We start from the raw sequence: 25,188 nt of genomic DNA on the forward strand, positions 1-25,188 counted from the left end.
ACAGGAGTTTTGCGGATAGAAAGCAATGCTCCTTATTTTTTGCAAAAAATAAATTTTCGGAAAGAACGAGGTAACTGAATATGGCATTTTTTACATCAGCAGTAACAGGATTAAAGACCGTTGTAACCGCAATCGGAGCAGGCGTGGCAGTATGGGGCGTTATCAATCTTCTTGAGGGATACGGAAATGATAACCCAGGGGCAAAATCACAAGGGGTCAAGCAGCTCATGGCGGGTGGCGGTATTGTAATTGTGGCACAGACGGTAATTCCGCAGCTTACAAGCCTGTTTTCCTAAGTCATGGGAGCGATTCTCGACAAGATAACTGAATTTATAAAGGAAATACTGCAAGGGTGGGTCATGGACAACCTTACTACGATGTTTACAGATGTGAATGATAAGGTCGGAACAATCGCAGGGGAAGTCGGCAGGACACCCAGTTCATGGAACAGCGGAGTGTTTTCTATGATAGAGAACCTTTCGGAAAATGTGATGATACCCATAGCGGGCATGATCATCAGTGCGATACTCTGCTATGAGCTGATTACAATGGTCATGGATAAGAACAATATGCATGAAGTAGGAAGCGAGTTCTTTTTCCGTTACCTTATCAAAGCCTGTATCGCTGTGCTGCTTCTCAGCTACACCTTTGACATCACAATGGCGATTTTTGATGTGGGAAACCATATCGTGACCAGAGCAGGCGGTATTGTTTCGGGTTCCACTACCATTGATGTGACGGATACCCTAAAAACCATGTTTGACAGTCAGATTGATACAATGGGCATCGGCGAGCTGATCGGGCTTGGTATCGAAACTATGATTGTCAGCTTATGTATGAAAATCATCTCCCTGCTTATTACCGTCATGCTTTTCGGGAGAATGATTGAAATCTACCTTTATATTTCAGTAGCTCCGGTTCCCTTTGCCACATTCAGTAACCGGGAATGGGGCGGTATCGGCAACAATTATATCAAGGGACTGTGTTCACTGGCGTTTCAGGGATTTTTCATTATGGTATGCGTGGCAATCTATGCGGTGCTGGTATCCGGCATTGCGGTTGCGGACAATCTGCACACAGCACTGTGGTCGGTGGCAGCTTATACCGTTGTTCTGTGTTTCAGCCTGTTCAAGACAGGTTCCCTTGCGAAATCAATCTGGAATGCTCATTAGAACACATTTCAAAGAAAGGAGGGAACAGCCGGGGCTTGCAGTATCAGCTCCGGCTGTGATGTTATGGCAATATCCGTAGCAGTGCCAAAGAATTTAAGCGGCATAAAGACAAAAGTAGCGTTAAATCTGACGAAACGCCAGCTTATTTGCTTCAGCGGTGCAGGTGCGGTAGGGATTCCCTTTTACATTTTTACAAAAGGGTTTATCGGCACACAGGCATCGGCACTTTTGATGGTAGCGGTCATGCTGCCTTTTTTCTTTCTGGCAATGTATGAGAAGGACGGATTTCCGGCAGAGAAGATTCTGTATTTTATGATAAGGCAGAAATTCCTCACACCGGGGATTCGTCCCTACAAATCAGAAAATATTTACAGAAGATTAGAAGAAACAGAGCGTATAAAAGAGGAGGTGCGTAAACTTGAAGAAAAAGCAGGCGGCAGAAAAGCCGGACAGACATAAGAAAAAAGGAAAAACGAAGCCGGGGCTGACCTTTGTGGAGCGGAGAAGGCTTGCGGAGTTAAAACACATGCTTGCCGGAACGAATAAAAACGCAGAAAAGCCCACCACAGCACAGAAGACCATTACCTTTCAGAAGATGTACCGGGACGGTATCTGTCAGGTCACTTCTGGCTTTTATACGAAAATGGTGGAGTTTTACGATATAAATTATGACCTGCTGGAAATCGAGGATAAGGGGGAAATACTGGAGGAATACAGCAGGCTTATCAATTATTTTGACCCGTCTATTAAATTTGAGCTGTTCCTGTTCAACCGACAGGTTAACGAGCAGACCTTAATTGACCAGTTTGACATTCCATTGCAGGCAGATGATTTTGATGATATTCGTGAGGAATACACGCAGATGTTAAAGAAACAGGCTGCAAAGGGAAATAACGGTATTATCAAATCAAAGTATCTGATTTTTGGAATTGAGAGTAAAGGCTTTAAGGAGGCAAGGGCAAAACTTGTCAGCATTGAAGCAGATGTGATTAAAAATTTGACTAATCTGGGCACACACGCTAAGAGCCTTGACGGAAAGGAACGTCTGCGTATCCTGCATGAGTATTTTAACCAGGATACTATGGAGCCTTTCCGTTTTTCTTTTAAGGAACTGGCGGAGTCGGGAAAAAGTGTGAAAGATTACATCGCTCCGCCGGGATTTGATTTTCGCTATCCGAGTCGTTTTAAGGCGGGAAAAATGTATGGCAGTGTGCATTATCTGGATATTATTGCCCCGAAGTTTGATGATGAGTTGTTGAAAAAGCTTCTTGATCTGGATGCGAACCTGACTATTACCATGCATATGCAGACAATGGATCCGGTCAAGGCGATTAAGATGCTAAAAGGTGCTTTGACGAATATTCAGAAGATGAAGATTGAAGAGCAGAAAAAGGCGGTAAGGTCAGGTTATGACATGGACATTCTTCCAACGGACATTATCACTTATGAAAAAGATACCCTTGACCTTTTGGACGATTTAAACAGCAGCAATCAGAAAATGGTAAAGATGACATTTCTTCTGACCTGCTATGGCAGAAACAAGCGGGAACTGGAAAATATCACGCAGAGGGTATCCGGCATTATCCAACAGGCGAACTGCAACCTCAGATGTATGCAGTATTTACAGGAGCAGGGACTGATGGCATCGGCACCAATCGGGTGCAACGATACGGGAATTGAACGGGATTTGACAACAAAGAGTACCGCTATCTTAGTACCGTTCTGTACGCAGGAATTATTTATGCCAGCTCCGGCTATTTATTATGGTTTAAATGCCCTTTCCAACAACATGATTATGGCAGACCGGAAACGGCTTCGTACACCAAACGGTGTGATTCTTGGTACACCGGGAAGTGGTAAGTCTTTTAGTGCAAAGCGTGAGATTCTTTCCTGTTTCCTGATGACAAAGGACGATATTGTGGTCTGCGATCCGGAGGGCGAGTATTTTGCCCTTGTGGGAGCATTGCACGGACAGGTGGTAAGGCTGGCAACCAATTCCAAAGATTATTTAAATCCGATGGACATTCAGCTTTCCCATAAAGGGGATAAGGAAGCCTTAAAGCTGAAATCCGATTTTATCATTACTCTGTGTGACTTGATTGCCGGAGGAAAGAACGGTCTGGAAAATGATGAGAAAGGTATCATTGACGAATGTATCCGTCATATTTACGATGCTTATTTTGAAAATCCCGTACCGGAGAATATGCCTATCCTTGAGGATTTGTATAATGCCCTGTTAGAGCATAAGAACAAAAAGGCAGAACGGATTGCAAACTCCCTTGTGCTATATGTGCATGGTTCGCAGAATTATTTTAACCACAGGACGAATGTAGACAGTCAGAACCGTATCATGTGCTTTGACATCAGGGACTTGGGAAACCAGTTGAAAGAGCTTGGAATGTTAATCGTACAGGATGCGGTCTGGAACAGGGTATCGCAGAACCGGGAGCGTAAGATTGCCACCCGCTATTATTGTGATGAGTTCCACCTTTTGCTGAAGGAGAAGCAGACCGCTATCTATTCGGTGGAAATCTGGAAGCGTTTCCGTAAGTGGGGCGGTATTCCTACGGGGCTGACGCAGAACGTAGGCGATTTTTTGAAGTCGGAGGAAATCGAGGGAATCCTCGGCAATTCCGATTTTGTATATCTCCTGAATCAAAATGCAAAGGATCAGGCAATCCTTGCAGATAAGCTGGGATTGTCAGAAAAACAGCTTGCCCATGTAACCAATTCCGAGCCGGGGTGCGGACTGATTCTGTTTGACAACGTGGTTATTCCGTTCGTAGATAAATATCCGGTAGATACCAAGACCTTTGCGGTTATGAATACCAAACCAGAGGAAAGTGTAAGGCAGGAGGTAAATGAGTAGTGGCGGAGAAAAAGAAACAGAAACCGGCTGCATTTGCACAGGAGAAAAAAACCTTTACCGGAGAAATTCCAAAGAAAGCAAACGAGGGTAAAGGTAAAAAATCCGCAGCATATCAGCCGAGAGATGCAGATACCACTTCTGGACACGATGTCCAGAGGTCGAAAAATACAAAGAAGTATCAGAAAGCAGATGCTTCTGGACAGAATGTCCAAAAGTCCGAGGGAGCAGAAGCCGGAGAGAAGTCTAAAAGCGATTTTATGCAGCCGGACAGCACTTTTACGGAGGAAGCCGGAGAGGAGCAGGGTAGAAAAATTGCCAGCGATGACTACCGCCACAGGGACACCTATCATTCGTCACAGAAAAAGGGCAGGTATCAAAGGCGGGAGATAAAGAGCCGGGAGCGAGTAAAGCAATTTGATTTTGAACAGGATTTCCAGACAAAGGACACTACCTTTACCGAAGAGGCAGAACCGGAATTTCATGGAAGCAAAAAGTTAGACCGACTGCAAAAGAAAGCGGAGAAAGCCAGAAAAAAGACGGAAGCTGCAAGAAAGAAGATTCCAAAGAAAACGGAGTATTCTCTGGAGCGTGTTTTTGATGAAAAGACGGGCAGAACAAAGTATGTATTGACTTCTGTAAAAAAAGAGAAACCATTCAAACCGGACAGTCCGGTAAAAAGAGCGGCTGGCAGGGTGGGAATGGAATCTTCTAATTTTGCCCATAGTAAGGTTGCCGAAGTGGAGAAAGAAAATTCCGGTGTGGAGGCTGCCCACAAGACAGAGCAGAGCGGGGAAGATGTTTACCGCTTTTTCAAAGGGCATTACAAAGGGAAAACGGAAAGACGGAGAGCGAAAGCTGCAAAGCTGGAGAAAAAGCAGATGCAGAAAGAGGTCAATTTCCGTTATCAGAAGTTCTTGGAAGAAAATCCGGAAATGCAGGAAAAGACCATTCAGAAGCAGTTGCAGAAAAGACTGCAAAAGCAGCGTATCAAACGGGAATATGCAAAAGCAAGACGGGCGGGACAGACAGCGAAAGCCGCAAAGGAAACAGCGGCGAAGTCCGGGAATCTTTTTACAGCGGCAGCCAGAAAGATACAGGAGATTGCATCAAAAAATGTTTCGCTTCTGCTTGCCATAGGAGCCTTTTCGGTGCTTCTTGTGATGATTATGACAGCAGTATCTTCCTGTGGGGCGATGTTTGCCGGAGGAATCAGTACCACGCTGGCAGGAAGTTATATGAGCGTTCCGGCAGAAATAGATGCGGCAGATTTAGCTTTTTCTGAACTGGAAAAAGAATTGCAGGCAGAGATTGATGCCATAGAAACCACTTATCCGGATTATGATGAGTACCGTTATAATCTGGCATCTATCGGGCATGACCCATTTGCACTGATCAGCTATCTGTCGGCAGTCCATACGGAATTTACTGCAAGTGAGGTACAGGCAGAAATAGAATATCTGTTTGATGAAATGTATGAGTTGACACTAAATCCTACAGAGGAAACGAGGACAAGGACGGTAACAAAAACAGGCACTCATACGGTAACAGACCCGGTTACGGGGGAAACAACAGAAGAGGAATACGAGTATGAAGTGGAAGAGGAATATACCGTAACCATTCTGGAAGTGACCCTGACAGCAAAAGATTTAAACGTAGTAGTTGCCGGACGCATGAATGAGGAGCAGAGAGAAATCTATGCTTTTTATAACCAGACCCACGGGCTGACACAGCAGTTTTATAAGCCCCTTGATTTATATTGGTACAACTATGTGAGCAGTTATTATGGCTGGCGTATCAATCCGGTCACAGGGCAGGAACAGTTACATCGGGGCGTAGATATTGCAGTACCTACCGGAACAACCGTATATGCGGCGATGGACGGGACAGTAACTACCGCAACTTATGACAGCTATTACGGAAATTATGTAGTGATTGAAGATGAAAAAGGCTACTGCACAAAATATGCCCACATGGATACCTTAAATGTCCGGGCAGGACAGAGCGTGACGCATGGAAATGTGATCGGAACAACAGGGAATACGGGAAGCAGTACCGGAAGTCATTTACATATCGAATGTCTGTATCAGGGGGAATATTATAACCCTCTTTTTTATTTTGAAGCAGGCACGGATACGCTGTATGGCGAAACGCCGGGCAGCGGAAGCGGCGGAGGAAATGTGATACCGCCGGATTCCTATGACGATGCAACCGTGCAGGCACTTATGGAAGAAGCGGCGAGATATTTAGACTATCCCTATGTATGGGGAGGCTCCAGTCCGTCCACCAGCTTTGACTGTTCCGGTTTTGTCTGCTGGGTATTTACAAACAGCGGTGTCCATAACCTGCCACGAACCACAGCACAGGGCATTTATAACCAGTGTACGCCTGTGTCGGCGGCAGATGCAAAGGCGGGGGATATTATCTTTTTTACAGGTACATACAATTCGGGCGTACCAGTCAGCCATGTGGGGATTTACTGCGGAAACGGGGTCATGATTCATTGCGGAGATCCAATCAGTTACGCTTCAATCAATTCGTCCTATTGGCAGAGCCATTTTTATGCGTTTGGAAGATTATCAGGAAATTAAAATAACAGGAAGTGAGGAACGATGACGAAAGAGAGAATTGTAAAGGAGCTTTCCAAAGTCCGGGAACAGCTTGCGGGATTGCAGGCGAGGGAGAGGGATTTGGCGGAACAGCTTCAGATGGCAGAGGATGCGGAGAAGATGAAATTCATTGAAAAGAATAAAATCTCTCTGGATCGGCTGATTCTGTTAAACAAGGTCAGCGAAGAAGAAATTATGCGTCTGCTGAAAGAAAAAGAGCAGAAAGAAGCAGCACAATCAGAAGAAAGGGAGGCTTACAGCCATGAAGAACAGGAAGTTATCATCTAAGGCAGTTATATCACTGATATTGTCCGCTGTGCTATTTACCATGCCTGCGGTAGCGTTTTCTGTAAATGGGAACTACGCAATCAGTGCTTTTGCCGAAGAAACAAAAGAAACCGAAGAATCCAAACCGGAGGAAAGTACGGAGCAGACACCCGGCGAAAGTGAAACTGATGTCAGTACGGAGGAAAATACAGAAAACAGTACCGAGGGAAGCACGGAAGAAACTACGGAGGGCAGCACGGAGGGAAGCACCGAAGGCGGCACCGAAGAGAATACAGAAGGCAGTACCGATGAAAGCACCGGGGATGGCACTGTATCGGGAAATGATAAACCGGAGCCGGTATGTAATTGCGAAGATCAATGCGGTGCGTATGAGTATGACAAAAACTGTCCCGTCTGCGTCACAGATTATAAGCTCTGTACCTATAAAAAACCGAATGTGAGTATCAAAATCAGACAGCCGGAGGAGTGGCATAATGACATTGTTTCCGTTTCTTTCAGTGTAAAAGATACCGCAGATACGGGGAATTTTGAAATCGCAAAGATAGAGGCAAAGGTAGGGCAGAATGGAAGCTGGACAGATGTGACGGAGGAAAAGAAATTAAGGATTTCCGAGAACTGTACCGTGTATGTGCTTGTCACAGACCAGAAAGGCAATACCTATGAGAAGAACCGTGCCATAAAGTGCTTTGATACCGTAAAGCCGACCTTAAATGCGGCAGTCAGTGACGGGCTTTTAAGCATACAGGTACATGATACGGATTCCGGTGCAAAGGCGGTATATGTCAATGGATATGAGTTTACAGATCTGACGGGCGGTACGTTAAATATCCGCCTCCAGCAGTTTGACGCAGGGTATGAGTATTTTACCATTTCTGCAATGGACAATGCCGGAAATATGTCTGAGGTTTATAAAACGAAAAATCCGTACTATAAAGACCCTGCCGATACCAGTGATGGGAATCCGGCGGAGCAGCTCCCGGAGAGTGCGACCCCGACGAAACCGGGGAGTGCTACGGGAACCGTGACGGAGCATACCAAAACAGACAGTAACGGAAATACCACATCACAGACAAGTCCTGCCGAACAGAAAAAGCAGGCAATGAAAGAAGCTGCGGAGGCAGAAAGCGGGAAAACAGAAAGTACGGAAAAATCCGGTCAGGGCAAGGAGTTTTATACTATTCAGACCGCCACGGAGAAAGTTTTCTATCTGATTATTGACCGGGACGGAGAGGAAGAAATGGTATATTTTTTGACTGAGGTTACGGAAAATGACCTGTTAAATGCAACTTCCGATAACAGTGAAACCTTGCCGAAAAATTCCGCTGCGTTGGAATCTGCAATTCCGAATGGGGAGAGTGCATTGCCAAACAACAACGGAGAGCAGGCAGATACAGAGGGAAAGGAAACGGAAACAGAAAAAGGTACGGAAGGTGCAGAGAGTACGGGAAATACAGAGGAAACCGAACCGGAGCCGGAAGTGAAAGAAGCACCGAATCCGATGATTTCGTATGTGCTGATTGGTAGTCTTGCCTTAATCGTTATCGGAGCTGCTTATTATTTTAAGGTTGTCCGCAAGAAAAAAGAGGACTTTATCGAGGACGAAGATGAAGATGAGGAAGATAACGAGGAGTATGAAAACGAAGATGAGGAATCGGAGGAAGATACGGAAGAAGATTTCTTTGACGAACAGGAGGAATAAGGTATGCAGTTGGTGGTTACAGAGAAGCCCAGCGTAGCACAGGCAATTTCCCATGTGATCGGGGCGAAAGAGAGAAAAGACGGTTACATGGAGGGAAACGGATTTCTCGTTTCATGGTGTGTAGGACATCTGGTAGAGCTGGCACAGCCGGAGATGTATTCAGAAGCATGGAAAAAATGGAGCTATGAGAGCCTGCCCATGATACCGGAGCAGTGGCAGCATGAAGTGAAAAAGGAAACAGCAACGCAGTATAAAATCTTGAAAAATCTGATGCACGATACAAGAGTTGAAAGTGTGGTGTGTGCCACCGATGCCGGACGGGAGGGAGAACTTATCTTCCGTCTGGTATATGAACAGGCAGGCTGCCGGAAACCAATGAAACGCCTGTGGATTTCATCAATGGAGGAGAGTGCAATCCGTGACGGGTTTGAAAACTTAAAGCCGGGAAGCGATTATGACAGCCTGTACCAGTCTGCACTTTGCAGACAGCAGGCAGACTGGCTGGTGGGATTAAATGGTACGAGATTATTTACTGTACTGTATGGCGGAAAGGTATTAAAGGTGGGCAGAGTACAGACGCCCACCCTTGCCATGCTGGTAGACCGTGAAGTGAAGATTATGAATTTTGAAAAAGAGCAGTATTACATGGCTCATATTCTGATGGATGGGATAGATGCCATGACAGAACGGATTGACGATAAGGCAAGGGCAGAAAGTATTGCTGCAGCGTGTGAAAGTCAGAGTGGAGTGGTTCGTTCCGTTATAAAGGAAAATAAAAGCGTTGCACCACCAAAACTTTATGACCTTACCACGCTTCAGCGGGATGCCAACCGTATCTTTGGTTTTACTGCAAAGCAGACATTGGAGTACACCCAGAGCCTTTATGAGAAAAAGCTGGTCACTTATCCGAGAACGGACAGCCAGTATTTATCCGATGATATGGAAGAAACTGCAAAAGCGGTAATCGGGGCAGTTTATCAGGCGATTCTCTTTGAGGAACAGACCGGAGCAGAGCCGGATATAAAAAGAGTGTTGAACAGTAAAAAAGTGACCGACCACCATGCAATTATTCCCACCATAGAAATTACAAAGACAGACCTTTCCGCTGTGCCGGAGGGAGAAATGAAAATCTTATCCCTTGTCGCTAATCGTCTGTTATGTGCAACCGGGAAAAAGCAGTTGTATGAAACGGTAAAAGCAGAGTTTTCCTGCGGTGGTTACAGCTTTCATGTATCCGGAAAAACGGTTCTGCAGAACGGGTGGAAAGAATTTGAAGCAGCATTGAAACGTACCTACCGGGTAGAAAAAACAGATGAGGATAAGGAAGAGAAGAAACTGCCGGAGCTTTCTGAAGGCATGACGTTTCCAGTTATCCAGACAAAGGTAACAGAGCAATTCACGCAGCCTCCCAAACATTTTACCGAGGACAGCCTGCTTTCTGCGATGGAACGTGCCGGAGCAGAGGATATGGGCGATGAGGTGGAACGCAAAGGACTTGGCACACCTGCCACCAGAGCTGACATTATTGAAAAGCTGGTCAAAGACGGTTTTGTGAAACGGGAGAAAAAGCAGATGCTTCCCACCGAGGACGGGATGAAGCTCATTACTGTTCTGCCGGATATGGTAAAATCCCCGAAGCTTACAGCAGATTGGGAGAATACGCTGACTTTGGTTGAAAAAGGCGAATACACCATGCAGGAGTTCATGGATGGCATTGAAGATATGGTGCGGGAGCTGGTGCAAACCTACCACAGTATCAGTGACGATCAGAAGTCTTTGTTTGGAACGATGCAGGAAGTGCTTGGAAAATGCCCGAAATGCGGCAGCGATGTAGTAAAAGGAAAATTCGGTGCTTACTGCAAACAAAAATGCGGCATGAATGTGGGTAGGGCAATGGGAGCAACGTTTTCCGATACACAGATGAAAAGTCTGCTTGAAGGGAAAAAGACCCTTGTGAGAGGATTAAAAGGGAAAAAGGGAAGCTACGATGCGTACCTGATTCCGGAGGGAATTGAGGATTATTCTTATATCAAAGACGGAAAGGAAATCAAAGGTTCGCAGTACAAATTCAAGATGGAATTTCCACAGAGAAAAAGCAAGTGAAAAGGAGACAGAAAAATGAATACAGAAATGAAAAAGACCGTTGTTTACAGCACCGGAGATAAAATTTTAAACATTATGAAAGAGCAGGATATGGATATTCCGGAACTTTCTTTGCGGTGCGGTGTCAGGGAAGATGTATTGATGGATATTCTGGCAGGTATCCGGGAGGCAGATATAAGTACGCTTTGCAAGATTGCAGACGGGCTGGAGATTTGTGTACGGGAGCTTTGTCCCGATGAAGAAAATTATGCGGTTCCGGTGGAAAAAGATACCCTTGCAAAGCTCATTGTGATCAGCGAGCTGAAGGAGATGGAATTAGCAGAGCTGATTGGCACAATTCTGGAAAACGGTATCGAAGAACACGGTTTTTATGAGTAAGGCGGCGGGGGCTATCCCCTCCGTCATTTTGGAGGAATGCTTATGGTAACAAAATATCAGATGATTTCCTGTCTGGCGGAGGATACCGCAAAAGAGATAGCGAAAAACGGGCAGGAGTGGACAAGGTATCTGACTACCGCTGCAAGGCTTTATAAATATCCGTTCAATGAGCAGATACTGATTTTTGCACAAAGACCGGATGCGACAGCCTGTGCGTCCATTGAAATATGGAATGAGAAGATGAATTGCTGGGTAAACCGTGGAGCAAAGGGAATTGCCCTGCTGGATACGGAAAATTCCTATACAAGATTGAAATATGTTTTCGATGTGTCAGACGTACATAAGGCAAGACGGATAGGGCGTGATCCGAATCTGTGGGAGCTTCGTGAGGAGCATAAGGAAACAGTCCTGGCACAGCTCGAAAAGACCTACGGGGAAACGGATAAAAACAGCTCCTTTGAACAGCGGATAATGGAAATTTCCAACCGGATTGCGTTTGATTATTATGAAGAACTTCTGTCGGAAATCGAATATGTGAAAGAGGGTAGCTTTTTAGAGGAACTGGACGAGTTAAACGTAGGTGTCAGGATTCGTGATACGCTTTCTTCCAGTATTGCTTACACCATTCTGTCACGATGCGGTGCAGATATGGAACTGTGGAAAGACGAGCTGGGATTTGAATATATCAGCGACTTTAATACGATGAAAACTCTGTCTGTTGTTGGTACAGCCACCACAGATATGTGCAAGCCGCTTTTAATGGAGATAGGCAGAACCGTAGGAGCGTATGACCGCCAGATTGCCCGCAAGAAGGCACAGGAAAAAGCTAATGCAGGACGCACACAAACTTCTTTGGAATATACGGAAAAAGTGCTTGCAAATGAATCAGATGCAGACTATAATGCTTTAAAGCGTAAAAGCGAAAAGAAATTACAAAACAATCAGGAGATAGAAATACAGAGCAAAAAGGAGGATGCGGCATATGAAACTGACATACGAAAAGAACGGGGATTATCTGATTCCGAACCTGACAGCGAACGAGGAACCGGAGGGAACGCTGACGAAGTACGGTATGATGCGGAAGAACTTCTTACAGGAACACCGGAAAGGGATTTATCAGGGCATGATACTGGCGGGCGAGCTGAAAGCACACTGTCTGGAGATACAGGAGCAGGCAGAGCAGAGAATGGAAGCCCTGAGCGAACAGATGGCGAAAGCAGAGGGAGTGAACGAGGAACTGAAAGCAGCCGATCAGATGAAGTGGGTAGCGAAGATGAACAACATCAGACATTCAGCGGAGGAGATCGTGCTGACGGAACTGATTTACAGTTAGAAAATGACATACAGGAAGAAGAAATACCAGAACCGGATAGTGGAGAACATTCATTATCCGGTTCTTTTTTTCCGAAGCTGTCTGAAACAGAGCAGGGGGAGGACTTACAGCGTGGTATTTTATGCAGTGATGAGTTCCTGAAGCATAAAAGACCGGAAATAGCTGGGTATTTTCAGATAGAGCAGGATGCAAAGATTCAGGCGGATTATCTGAGAAATTCGTTCCGCATGGAAGAATACACCGAGTTCAATATCGGGGAAATGCGGGGCGGCTACCGTGCCGATGAGGACGGTATTACCTTATGGAAAGGCAATTATCTGACCCGTGAAGCGGAAAGCAGGCTGTCATGGGAGGAAGCACGTTTTCTTGTCAATTCCTATATGGAGGACGGAGTATATCTTCTTCCAGGAGAAACCGCAGAGCGGATTGAAACAGCGGGAATGTACCAGCAGCTTGACTTATTTTCCATGTTTACGGAGCAGGCTGGCAATCTTGCCATGAAACAGGCGGAAACAGTGACACCGATACGGTCAGAAACAAAGATACCGCCGGAGCAGATAGCGGATATTCTGCGGAGCGGCGGAGGCAGGGATAACAGCAGAAAGCGTATCTACACCAAATATCAGCAGGGAAAGACACCGGAGGAGATGGCTGCTTTCTTACAGAAAGAGTATGGAACAACCGGAAAGGGCTTTGAATTTGACGGAAAGCAGTTAGCGGTATGGTTCAATGAGGATGGGATGCGTGTCGGATATGGCACATCGACAGAGCGTCCGGTGCTTCAGATGAACTGGCAGGAGGTGGAAGCAAAAATCCGCTCACAGGTAGTAAACGGTACCTATATGGGAGCAAATGAAGCTTATCTGACTGACGAAGCAGAACGTGACCGGATTGCAGGGCATCTCTTTTTCTTTTTCCGGGATGGCATGGGAGAACTGCCGGAGGAGCTTGGGCTAAAAGCAGGAAATTATCCGGAGGCTCATGCAAGAATGATAGAATACCTTTCTACAAAAGAAGGAGTTGAGCTTGTGGCTTCCCACATGGATCAGGCACTTCATCAGCTTGAAACCGGAGAGAAAAAGCTACGTTTCCGTTCAGTTATGCCAAAAGAGGAGCTGCGGGAGGAACTTGACAATCTGCTGATAGAAAAACAAATCTTTCCAACCGCAGACCATGTGGAAATAAAAAGGGAGGATTTTATTACTCAGGACGAGATAGACCATAATCTTGGCAGGGGAAGTGGATATTCACATGGTTCTTTCCGCATCTATGATTATTTTCAGGAAAAGCATGACAGCAAAGAAGCAGCGGAATTTCTGAAAAAAGAATATGGCATTGGAGGCGGCTCTCATGCACTTGCCGGAGCAGACCATAGCTGGCAAGACCACAACTTTAAAGGGATTGAATTAAAAAAGGGAAATATCTGCGAACCTTATGCGAAAGTGCTGCTGTCTTGGAAAGTAGTCGAAAAGCGTATCCGAAAGCTGGTGGCGGAAGATAAGTATTTATCTCCGGCAGGGAAAGAAGCCTATGCCCGGTACAAAGAGGAAGAAGCACAGAAAGCGCTGGAAAAAGCACAGGCGGTAATAGAACGGAAAACGAAGGTTGCCTGTAAAGAAGCCATTGAACGGACGATTTCGGAAAAATTTGACGGGTATCGTCTGCCGAAAGATACACCGGATGAAGTAATCCGAAAATATGGTAGCGAGCGTGTCAGCTATGTACTTGCCAATACTGTCATGCACCTGACGCACGATGGCAGATTTTCTCCCGACAATAAGGCATGGGCAAAAGAAATAGAACCGTATGCCAAGTATGAGAACCGTGATTTGATTGTTTCTTCCCATCCGGCGGTCTTAAATGGATTTATCAATCAGACAAGACGGTATATGGAGCAGGAAAAGGAGATTGCGGCACAGCAGATTACCATTGACGGGCAGTTGTGTTTAAAGATTGATGAATGGAAGTCGGAAGAAAATAACTATGTGCTTGGAAATTCCATGCAGGACAATGCGTTCTTTTACGTACTCATAAACGAAAATGTCCATTTTGAATATGATTACAAACCGAGCAGGGAAGAAATTGAAAACGATTATTTGAATCTCATTGCAATGGAAGATATAGACCGACACGAAGCGGAGGTATTTTCACGCATTGAAGGAACGGAAGATGTAGCGGAAACAGAATCACGATTCTCAGTTGAGGAAACCAGCGATGCCTTTGAGCCGGGACAGGATTTTGCAGTATGGGATCATGGCAGGGAAGATTATTATATAAAAGAGGACGGTACAATTCCCACCTTTGAAACAAAAGAGGAAGCGGAACACTATCTGCAAAGCATGGAACCGGACACTTCTGGACACGATGTCCAAAAGTCAGTGGAAGAACCTGCCATAGAAAAGCCTGTGAAGCAGCCTGCACCAAAGATTGATAAATCCAATGCGGTCAATTTCCACATTACAGACGATGCGTTAGGAGCAGGCAGTGCGAAAGAGAAATTCCGACGAAATATAGAAGCAATCCGTACTTTGGAAAAGGTGGAGAGCGAGAACCGTATCGCCACACGGTCGGAACAGCAGATTTTATCACAGTATGTTGGCTGGGGCGGGCTTGCCGATGCCTTTGATGAAAGCAAATCTGCATGGGCGGGAGAATATCAGCAGTTAAAGGAATTGTTATCGTCGCAGGAGTACGCTTCTGCAAGGGAAAGCACCTTAAATGCCCACTATACCAGTCCTGCCATTATCCGCAGTATTTATGATACCTTAGACCGTATGGGATTTGAAAAGGGGAATGTATTAGAGCCTGCAATGGGTATCGGAAATTTCTTCGGAATGCTGCCGGAGAAGATGCAGGAAAGCCGACTTTATGGTGTGGAGCTGGATGGTATTACGGGCAGGATTGCAAGACAGCTCTATCCGAAAGCGGATATTAAAATATCCGGTTTTGAAAAAACAGACTATCCGAATGATTTTTTTGATGTAGCAGTCGGCAACGTGCCATTCGGACAGTATAAGGTAGCGGATAAACAATATGATAAAAATAATTTCCTGATTCATGATTATTTCTTTGCAAAGACATTAGATAAAGTCCGTCCCGGCGGTGTGGTTGCTTTTGTTACCAGTAAGGGAACAATGGATAAAAAAAGTCCGGAGGTCAGAAAGTATCTGGCTCAGCGAGCGGAGCTTATGGGGGCGGTCAGACTTCCGAATACAGCATTTAAGGAAAATGCAGGGACAGAAGTCACTTCGGATATTTTGTTTTTTAAGAAGCGTGACCGTGTGATGGACATAGAACCGGATTGGGTACATTTATCAGAAGATGCAAACGGTATCGCCATGAATACCTACTTTGCGGAACACCCGGAAATGATTGTTGGGAAGATGGAAATGGTCAGCGGTCCCTATGGCATGGAAAGCACCTGCCAACCGGATGCTACAAGACTGTTTGCAGAGCAGTTAATGGATGCGGTCAGCCGGATTGACGGGGAAATCGAAGCAGTGGAGACGGACGAGCTTGCGAATGAGCTGGCAGATGCCACCATTCCGGCAGACCCGGACGTAAAGAATTACAGCTACACACTGGTGGAAGATAAGGTATATTACCGTGAAAATTCCATTATGAAGCCTGTGGATATGTCAGAATCCATGCAGGAACGCATAAAAGGCATGGTAGGAATCCGAAACTGTACGCAAGAGCTTATCAATTTGCAGTTGGAAGAATATCCGGATACTGTGATTAAGGAAAAGCAGAAAGAATTGAATACCCTTTATGATACGTTCAGCAGAAAATACGGTTTAATCAATTCCCAGACCAACAAAAGAGCCTTTAATCAGGACAGCAGCTATTGTCTGTTATGTTCTCTGGAAAAGCTGGATGACGAGGGAAATTTCAAAGGCAAAGCGGATATGTTCACGAAACGTACCATTAAGAAAGCGGAAGTGGTTACAAGCGTGGATACAGCAACGGAAGCTCTGGCAGTATCTTTATCAGAAAAAGCAAAAGTTGACCTTTCTTATATGGCGGAGCTGACCGGAAAAGAGATTGATACAATCAAAGAAGAACTGACGGGCATTATCTTTCAGAATCCGGTCACAGACAGGTGGGAAGCAGCGGACGAGTATTTAAGCGGCAATGTCCGGGATAAGTTGCAAACAGCGAAGATTTACGCCGAAAACCACCCGGAATACAACATAAATGTGCAGGCACTTACACAGGTGCAGCCCACAGAACTGGATGCCAGCGAGATTGAGGTGCGTATCGGTGCCACATGGGTTGAACCGAAATATATTGAAGATTTCATGCGTGATGTTTTTGAAACACCGCAGCATCTCTTCAACCGGAATACAATGGGGATTCAGTATTCCGATGTGACAGGACAGTGGAATGTAAAAGGAAAAAGTGCGGATTACGGAAACAGTCTTGTAAATATGACTTATGGTACAAACCGGAGAAATGCTTATCAGATTTTAGAGGATTCTCTGAATTTAAAGGACAGCCGGGTGTACGATACCGTGATAGAGGACGGAAAGGAAACGAGAGTCCTGAATAAAAAGGAAACCATGATTGCCAGTCAGAAACAGGAGGCAGTCCGGGAAGCCTTTAAGAACTGGGTATTTGAAGATCAGGAACGTAGACAGGACTTGGTGGCGAAATATAACAAGCTCTTTAATTCTACCAGACCAAGAGAATATGACGGTTCCCATTTGAAATTCCCTGGCATGACACCGGACATCGACCTTAGACCGCACCAGTTAAATGCGGTGGCACACCAGCTTTACGGGGACAATACCCTGCTTGCTCATTGTGTGGGAGCAGGAAAGACTTTTGAAATGATTGCTGCAGCAATGGAAAGCAAGCGGTTAGGGTTATGCCAAAAGAGCCTGTTCGTTGTTCCCAATCATTTGACGGAACAGTGGGCGAGTGACTTTTTGCGGTTATATCCCGGAGCAAATATTTTAGCGGCAACGAAGAAAGATTTTGAGCCAGCCAACCGGAAGAAATTCTGTTCCAGAATCGCCACCGGAGATTATGATGCTGTCATTATCGGGCATAGCCAGTTTGAAAAAATCCCGTTGTCGCAGGAAAGACAGATAGGCATTATCGAAAGACAGATTGATGAGATTGAGCTTGCCATAGAGCAGGCGAAAGCAGATAACGGGGAGCGTTACACCATTAAGCAGATGGAAAAGTCCAGAAAATCCCTTATGACAAGACTGGAAAAACTCAACGATACTTCCCGGAAAGATAATGTTGTAACCTTTGAGCAGTTAGGTGTGGACAGGCTGTTTGTAGATGAAAGTCACAATTATAAGAACCTTTTTCTATACACGAAAATGCGGAATGTGGCGGGCATTGCACAGACGGAAGCACAGAAGTCCTCCGATATGTTTGCTAAGTGCCAGTACCTTGATGAGCTGACTGGCGGAAAGGGCATTACGTTTGCTACGGGTACGCCGCTCAGCAACAGTATGACGGAGCTTTACACCAATATGCGGTATCTTCAGTATGGTACGCTTCAGAAGATGGGATTAGGGCATTTTGACAGTTGGGCAGCTTCTTTTGGAGAAACACAGACCGCCATTGAGCTGGCACCGGAGGGAACAGGATACCGGGCAAAGACAAGATTTGCAAAATTCTTCAATCTGCCGGAGCTGATTGCACTTTTCAAGGAGAGTGCGGATATCCAGACACCGGATATGTTAAAGCTGCCTGTGCCGGAAGCAGAGTATGAGAACGTGGTGCTGAAACCCAGCGAATATCAGAAAGAGATGGTAACATCGCTGGCAGATCGGGCGGAGACAGTGCGTAACAGACTGGTAGAGCCGCATCAGGATAATATGCTCAAGATTACCAACGATGGAAGAAAACTGGCACTCGACCAGCGTCTGATCAACGATATGCTCCCCGATGAGGAACATTCCAAAGCAAAAACCTGTGTGGATAAGGCATTTGAGATTTGGGAAGATACCAAAGGGGAGAAATCAGCACAGCTTATTTTCTGTGATTTATCGACACCGAAAGGAGATGGTACATTTAATGTCTATGAGGATATAAGAAATAAACTGATGGAAAAAGGTGTTCCCGCAGAAGAAATCGCCTTTATACATCAGGCAAATACGGAGCTTAGGAAAGCGGAGCTGTTCAGTAAGGTAAGAAGCGGACAGGTTCGTTTTTTATTGGGTTCTACTGCAAAAATGGGAGCCGGGACAAACGTGCAGGACAGACTGATTGCTCTGCACCACCTCGATGTACCGTGGCGTCCGTCTGATATTGAACAGCAGGAGGGGCGTATTTTGCGGCAGGGCAACAGGAATCCAAAGGTTAAGATTTTCCGGTATGTGACAGAGGGAACATTTGACAGCTACTCATGGCAGCTTATCGAGAATAAGCAGAAATTTATCGGTCAGATTATGACAAGCAAATCTCCGGTGCGAAGTTGTGAGGATGTGGACGAAGCAGCACTTTCTTATGCAGAGGTTAAGGCTCTGGCAACGGGGAATCCCTATATAAAAGAAAAGATGGATTTGGATATTCAGGTCAGCAAGCTGAAACTGATGAAAGCCAACCACACCAGTCAGAAATACCGTCTGGAGGACAACATTGCAAAGCATTATCCACAGCAGATAACCATTCTGAAGGAGCGTATCAGTGGCTTGCAGGCAGATATTCAGACTGCAAAAACCAATCTCCCAGCAGATAAGGAGTTTTTCTCTATGAGGGTCGGGAATAAGGTCTATACGGATAAAAAAGAAGCCGGAACTGCACTTGTGGAGATGTGCAAAGAAATCAAGAGCGTTAATGCTCCGGCAGTCATTGGAGAGTATGCAGGCTTTAAAATGGCGGTGTCCTTTGATTCCTTTAACCATAAATTCGTTATGAACATCAAAGGACAGCTCAGTCATAATCTGGAGATTGGTGTTGACCCGCTGGGTAACATTTCCCGTATCAACCATGCGTTGGAAGCCATGACAAAGGAACTGGCAGAAGCATCCACAAAGCTGGAGAATGTGGAGCGTCAGCTTGAAACAGCGAAGGTAGAGGTTACAAAGCCATTTGCACAGGAAGCAGAGCTTTCAGAGAAGTTAGACCGCCTTTCTGCCTTAAATGCCCTGCTCAATATGGACGAAAAGGGAGATGACGGAATAGGTATGGAAGATGATAAATCGGAACTGGGTACTGAGCAGGTGGCAGATACCAGAAAACCGTATCCCATAGAAAATACCCGACATAATTATGCTGTGGAGAATGGAAATCCGCAGGGAATGAGGCTCACAGCAGCGATGGCGGATAAGCCGGCACAGAGGGTATCCTTGAAAGAAAAGCTTGAGACTATGAAAGTAAAGGCTGCGGGGAATAATATAGAAAATTCCGTGCAAAGAGATAAGGGAAAGGAGGAGTATTTGTAATTATTATATTTCTTTTTATGCAAATATGAAATATAATATTAGTTCAAGGGAAATATAGTGATAGAGCGATTTGGAAAAAGCTAAAGAGAAATGGAGACAACGTAATACATAAAAATGGAAATTGAATTTGTCAGACACTGTCTGACAAATTCGGAAAGGATATATTATGAATGATTTAGAGCAGACAAATATGCTTCAGCCATTGGTGGATGAGATTGAAACAGCAGTTTCAAATGCCAAAAAAGAGATAGCTGAAAAAGTAAACAGTGTAATTACAGAGACGTATTGGAAAATCGGAAAATATATTGTTGAGTTTGAGCAGGATGGAAATGTTAAAGCAGCATACGGTTCAAAATTATTAACAACACTCTCGCATCAATTAACTTTGCGATTGGGACGAGGATACAGCCGCCCAAACCTCAACAATATGCGGAAGTTTTATCTTTGTTATGAGAATTGTCAGACGGTGTCTGACAAATTGACATGGTCGCATATTTGTGAGCTGATAAAGATTGATGATGAATTAGAAAGAAGTTTTTACGAAAAAGAATGTTATAAGGAAAAGTGGGATGTAAGAACACTCAGGCGACAGATGGATTCCGCTTTGTTTCTTAGATTAGCTACAAGCAGAGATAAAGAAGGAATTCTGGCACTTGCCAGAGAGGGAATTACTTATGACAAGCCAGAGGATGTTATCAAGGATACTTACACATTAGAATTTTTGGGACTTCCGGAGAAAGAGCGTTATAGTGAGGAAGACTTGGAGCAGAAAATAATAGATAATCTCCAAAAATTCTTGTTGGAATTAGGAAAAGGATTTACCTTTGTGGGCAGGCAGTATCCCTTAACTGTAAACAATATTCATTACCATGTGGACTTGGTATTTTACCACAGAATTTTGAAATGCTTTGTGCTGATTGATTTAAAGAAAAATTCCGTCCAGCATATAGACATCGGTCAGATGAATATGTATATGGGGTATTTCGCAAAAGAAGAAAATATGGCAGATGATAACCCACCGATTGGCATTATCCTGAGTCATAACAAAGATGAACTGCTTGTAGAATATGCAACTTACGGTATGGACAGCAATTTATTTGTTTCAAAATATGAATTGTATCTGCCAAATCGCAATGAACTCCAAAAATTAGTGAACAATATTTTAGAGAAGGATACAGAAAAGAAAGAAGAGTAATAAAAAAGCAATCTAAGAAAGATGCAAATTGAATAGGCATATCGAAAAAGACAATCAGAGATGGTTGTCTTTTTTGCGTGGAAAAAAGAAAGGATAATCGAATTATGGCAGATAAAAATACAGTTTACATGAGTGAAAAACAAAAAGTCAAAGAGATCACGGATAAACTGGAAGCTGGCTTGAAAGAGCTTTTTGAAAGTGAAAAATATAAAAGCTATCTCAGCACCATGTCAAAATTTCATAATTACAGTTTTAACAATACGCTGCTGATTGCCATGCAGAAGCCGGAAGCTACGCTGGTGGCAGGCTATCAGGCGTGGCAGAAGAACTTTGAGCGGCACGTCAATAAAGGAGAAAAGGCAATCCGTATTCTTGCACCAGCTCCTTATAAAATCAAAGAGGAACGTGATAAGTTAGACCCTGTAACGGGAGAAATGATGTTTGATGAAAACGGTATGCCGCAGAAAGAGGAAACAGAGGTTACCATTCCTGCCTTTCGTGCGGTATCTGTTTTTGATGTATCGCAGACGGATGGCAAGCCTATTCCGGAACTGGAAGTGAATGAGCTGTTATCTACGGTGGAGGGATATGAGGATTTTGTCCAGGCGCTTATGAATATTTCTCCTGTTCCGATTGCATTTGAAGATATTCCCGGCGATTCCAAAGGGTATTTCAGTACAGCAGAAAAACGGATTGCTGTTCAGGAAAATATGAGCGAAAGCCAGACTTTGAAAACAATGGTGCATGAGGTGGCTCATTCCATGCTGCATGATAAAGAAGTTAATCAGAGCATGGATATTCCGGTAAAGGACAGGAATACAAAGGAAGTGGAAGCGGAGAGTGTGGCTTTTACAGTGTGCCAGCATTTCGGTATAGATACATCCGATTATTCCTTTGGATATATCGCAGGCTGGAGCAGCGGTAGGAATATGAAAGAGCTGAAATCTTCCCTTGATACAATCCGAAAGACAGCTTCAGAACTGATTACAGGCATTGAGGGGGCAATGCAGGAGCTTCAGCTTAACCGGGAGATGGAGCAGGAACATGGAAAGGAAAGCATTCTGCTGGTACATAACGAGGATTTTTCAGAATACAATCTTGTCAGTGTCCGTGGAATGGACAGTGCAGAACTTATATCCGCTCTTTCTACCATGAATGAAGAGGATAAATCGAATATATCATCTTATCTTGAAAGCAAAGGAGCATGGACTACCGAACTTGCTGACGAGCAGACGGAAGAAGCGGAGGAATATCATATTGATGTCCGCTATAACATGGATACAGACGAGCTTATTGATGTAAAGGAAAGAATGGAACAACCCATTGATACCAATTTATCTGTTATGGGGCAGGCAGAACAACTTATCAATCAGTTGGAGGCAGAAAAAAATATTTTCACGTCTGAGGAGCGAAATCTGATTGTAAATTATGCCTATAAACTTGATGATATGAATAAAACAAGGGAACTTGCAGAGAAACTGGCATATAGGGAGCAGTATGCCCAACAGGATGTGGCATTGACCATAATTGATGCAAAGGCGGAGATTGATGCCCTGCCTGATCCGATGATTGGTTTGTCGGAAATGAGGGAATATGGCTATCAATGGAATGAAATGCTGCCATTAACACAAGAGAAAGCATTGGAATTATTTGAACATGATTTGCATGTATATTTGCTTCATACTGACGGTACGGAATCATTGGCAGAAAGCAGGGAGCGTATAGAAGAGCATGAAGGTATCTTTGGGGTTGAAAAGGAAACATGGAATAAAGCATTGAAACAGCAGACTAAGATTACACTTATCTTAATGGACGAACAGGAGCGAGAATATACATACCCGTATCCAGTTGTGGCTGTCGATATAGAAGAAATGGGTGGGGATAGAACTGCGGTATTCAAGACCTCAGAGCCTATTTCAGATACTGATGTGGCAGAAATTCATAATGCTTTTTATGGAACTGATTTGGAATTTGAAATAGAAAAAGAATTAGGTATCACATGGGTGGAATCTATTAACTATGAGGACGGATCTGTTATTACACCTGAAATGGCAAGAAAAGAGCAGCTCCTATATTCTAGTACTGATAAATATGGAATTTATCAATTAAAGCCTAATCCGGAATTAGATTCCTTACGTTTTGAGGGGACGGAATCCTTAAAGCGTATGGGCATTACAAAAGATAATTTTGATGCAATTAAACCAGAGAATTATACACTTTTATATGTGGGCGAATTATCTGAACTGCAAAAAGAGACGCAGGGGGCAACTTTAGAGGCAATCTTTGAAAAATTCAACCTTGACCACCCAGAAGATTTCAGAGGACATTCGCTATCTGTCAGCGATATAGTGGTGCTTCATCAGAACGGACAGAATACGGCTCATTTTGTGGATTCTTTTGGATATACGGAATTGCCGGATTTTTTGCGGGAGCAGATACCGGAAAGAGAAGTACTGCAGGACACTTCTGGACACAATGTCCAAAAGACAGAACCGGAAATAGATGGAGATGAAATCATTGATCTTGGCGATGAAACAGAACAGGTGCTTGCGGAAATGAAAAAAACTTTGGAAAGTGAACAGGAAACAGAACTGGCATTTTCTATTGCAGACTGTTTTATCAGCATTCAGGAAGTAGAGGGCGGTTATGACTATTCCATTATGGGAGCTGATTATAAGGAGATTGACGGAGGAATTTATGATAATCCTGATGTGACGATAAGGGAAGCCTTACATGATATTTTAGAGGATTTGAAGTCACAGCCGGATTACAATGGTGCAAAAGGAAATATCCAAAGAGAAGATGAACTGATACCGATGGATTATGATGGACTGATGGAAAAAGCAGAGGAAGCAAATCGTATTATTCCGGAGAGTACACCAAGCAGTGTGGTGGCTGATTTTAAGGCAAAGACCGGGGAATTATTCCATGATATTAGTGAAATGAATCCGGAAGAAATCGAGGAAACTGTGAAATGCCATGTGCAGGCAAAGATTGATGAGTATAACATTGATGCAACGATTGTGGATGTTGCTGTGACCGGAAGCAGGTGCAGGGGATTGGAGCATGAAAGTTCTGACCTTGATGTGGTTGTGGAACTTTCCACGGCGGAACGGGAGGACGATTTGTTTAATGCCTTTAATGAGAGCGGACTTCATATCGGAGAAGTAAAAGTTGACATCAACCCTATTACAGCACAGCGAACAGGTACACTGGAAACCTATCTGCCACAGGTGGAAGAATATTTGGAGGGTGTCAGACAGGCAAGAGAGCAGGAAAAGGAGAAGGCAGAAGTAACTTTAACTGTTTCGGAATGTGGCGAATTTCATAATCTTGGTGAATGCTATGAGAATATTCCTACGGTGGATGAAGCTATATCAATTTGGAAGCAGATACCTTCAGAGCGGATGAATGGTATTCCGGCAATCGGAATCAATATCAGAGGGAGAGGGGCGGAACCTTTTGAGGATTACGAGATTGATGTTTTATCCGGAAAGCGGATTGACCTTGGGGTTTTGGACTATGTTCTTGATATTAAAAACAATCCGCAGGCAATGGAAGTTATTACGGAACTGGTGGCTAAATTGCCCGATATGGAGATAGATGGCATGATGAGTGAAGAAATGGAAGCAAGAGTGTGGGAACTGCGTATGCCGGACTTGCCTCAGGAGGAACAGCTTGCAGTAGAACTTGACCGACTTTGCTACGATTATGATACTGTACTGTATCACGATAGTACAAGAAATATGACCGAGAATGTATCAGAGATTGCAGAGTCCATAAAACAGGGCGATACCGGACATTTAACAACGTGGCTTGCAGACATTATTTCGGAGGGAGCTGTACCAGAGGAAATAAAGCGAGCAACGGAGCTTCTGGAAAAACTGGCAGAGTATAAGCCGCTTGCCAAAATTGAGGAGACAGAAGAACAAAATTATAACATGATTGATAATGTGCTGAATAACGGTGTCGGGGAGAAAGCCCAAAAGGAAGAAAATAAGAGAATGGATGAGAAGTCTGCAGCAAGAGTTTCCTTAAAAACTCGTCTTGCAGAGAAAAAGGCACAGGTAGAAGGGCAATCGAAAGAACATGATGTTCAAGAAAATGAAAAGAAAAGTCAGAGGGAGATGTAAGTG

General features: G+C 44.3%; 13 protein-coding genes. All 13 read left to right on the plus strand.

Annotation, left to right across the window (positions count from 1 at the left end; genetic code table 11):
• Positions 1 to 80: 80 nt before the first annotated feature.
• The 13 genes from DW922_RS12030 to DW922_RS12085 all read left to right on the plus strand — a co-directional run bounded on the left by DW922_RS12030 (position 81) and on the right by DW922_RS12085 (position 25,185).
• Positions 81 to 296: a Maff2 family mobile element protein gene (locus tag DW922_RS12030; RefSeq protein WP_071144656.1), complete on the plus strand. Its 216-nt coding sequence runs from the start codon at positions 81 to 83 to the stop codon at positions 294 to 296.
• A gap of 3 nt (positions 297 to 299) precedes the next feature.
• Positions 300 to 1,172, plus strand: coding sequence for a VirB6/TrbL-like conjugal transfer protein, CD1112 family (locus DW922_RS12035; protein WP_038259682.1), 873 nt, complete (start codon positions 300 to 302; stop codon positions 1,170 to 1,172).
• Between the two features lie 63 nt (positions 1,173 to 1,235).
• Positions 1,236 to 1,631, plus strand: a complete 396-nt coding sequence (locus DW922_RS12040; RefSeq protein WP_002596354.1) for a PrgI family protein — start codon at positions 1,236 to 1,238, stop codon at positions 1,629 to 1,631.
• A complete protein-coding gene (locus DW922_RS12045) occupies positions 1,591 to 4,041 on the plus strand; it encodes a VirB4-like conjugal transfer ATPase, CD1110 family (protein WP_002596355.1) in 2,451 nt (816 codons plus the stop codon). The genes DW922_RS12040 and DW922_RS12045 overlap by 41 nt, the downstream gene beginning before the upstream one ends.
• A complete protein-coding gene (locus DW922_RS12050) occupies positions 4,041 to 6,629 on the plus strand; it encodes a CD1108 family mobile element protein (protein ID WP_002596356.1) in 2,589 nt (862 codons plus the stop codon). Before DW922_RS12045 ends, DW922_RS12050 begins: the two co-directional genes overlap by 1 nt.
• A gap of 21 nt (positions 6,630 to 6,650) precedes the next feature.
• Complete coding sequence (locus DW922_RS12055; RefSeq protein ID WP_002596357.1) at positions 6,651 to 6,935, plus strand: hypothetical protein; 285 nt, start codon at positions 6,651 to 6,653, stop codon at positions 6,933 to 6,935.
• A complete protein-coding gene (locus tag DW922_RS12060) occupies positions 6,910 to 8,634 on the plus strand; it encodes a CD1107 family mobile element protein (protein WP_002596358.1) in 1,725 nt (574 codons plus the stop codon). The genes DW922_RS12055 and DW922_RS12060 overlap by 26 nt, the downstream gene beginning before the upstream one ends.
• 3 nt (positions 8,635 to 8,637) lie before the next feature.
• The gene (locus tag DW922_RS12065; protein WP_118726686.1) at positions 8,638 to 10,737 is read left to right on the plus strand and encodes a type IA DNA topoisomerase; all 2,100 of its coding nucleotides are present in this window, start codon (positions 8,638 to 8,640) and stop codon (positions 10,735 to 10,737) included.
• A 15-nt stretch (positions 10,738 to 10,752) separates the two neighbouring features.
• Complete coding sequence (locus tag DW922_RS12070; RefSeq protein ID WP_118726687.1) at positions 10,753 to 11,115, plus strand: XRE family transcriptional regulator; 363 nt, start codon at positions 10,753 to 10,755, stop codon at positions 11,113 to 11,115.
• Positions 11,116 to 12,097: 982 nt separating this feature from the next.
• Positions 12,098 to 12,448, plus strand: coding sequence for a TnpV protein (locus DW922_RS18100; RefSeq protein ID WP_227143085.1), 351 nt, complete (start codon positions 12,098 to 12,100; stop codon positions 12,446 to 12,448).
• Between the two features lie 1,100 nt (positions 12,449 to 13,548).
• A complete protein-coding gene (locus DW922_RS12075; RefSeq protein ID WP_227145328.1) occupies positions 13,549 to 19,857 on the plus strand; it encodes a DUF3849 domain-containing protein in 6,309 nt (2,102 codons plus the stop codon).
• Positions 19,858 to 20,023: 166 nt separating this feature from the next.
• Positions 20,024 to 21,052 carry a PDDEXK nuclease domain-containing protein gene (locus tag DW922_RS12080; protein ID WP_002596362.1) on the plus strand — a complete coding sequence of 343 codons (1,029 nt, stop codon included), beginning with the start codon at positions 20,024 to 20,026 and terminating at the stop codon, positions 21,050 to 21,052.
• 128 nt (positions 21,053 to 21,180) lie between these two features.
• Complete coding sequence (locus DW922_RS12085) at positions 21,181 to 25,185, plus strand: YodL domain-containing protein (protein ID WP_347560312.1); 4,005 nt, start codon at positions 21,181 to 21,183, stop codon at positions 25,183 to 25,185.
• Positions 25,186 to 25,188 lie beyond the last annotated feature (3 nt).

Source organism: Clostridium sp. AM42-4, from assembly GCF_003480105.1.
Taxonomy (GTDB): domain Bacteria; phylum Bacillota; class Clostridia; order Lachnospirales; family Lachnospiraceae; genus Brotaphodocola.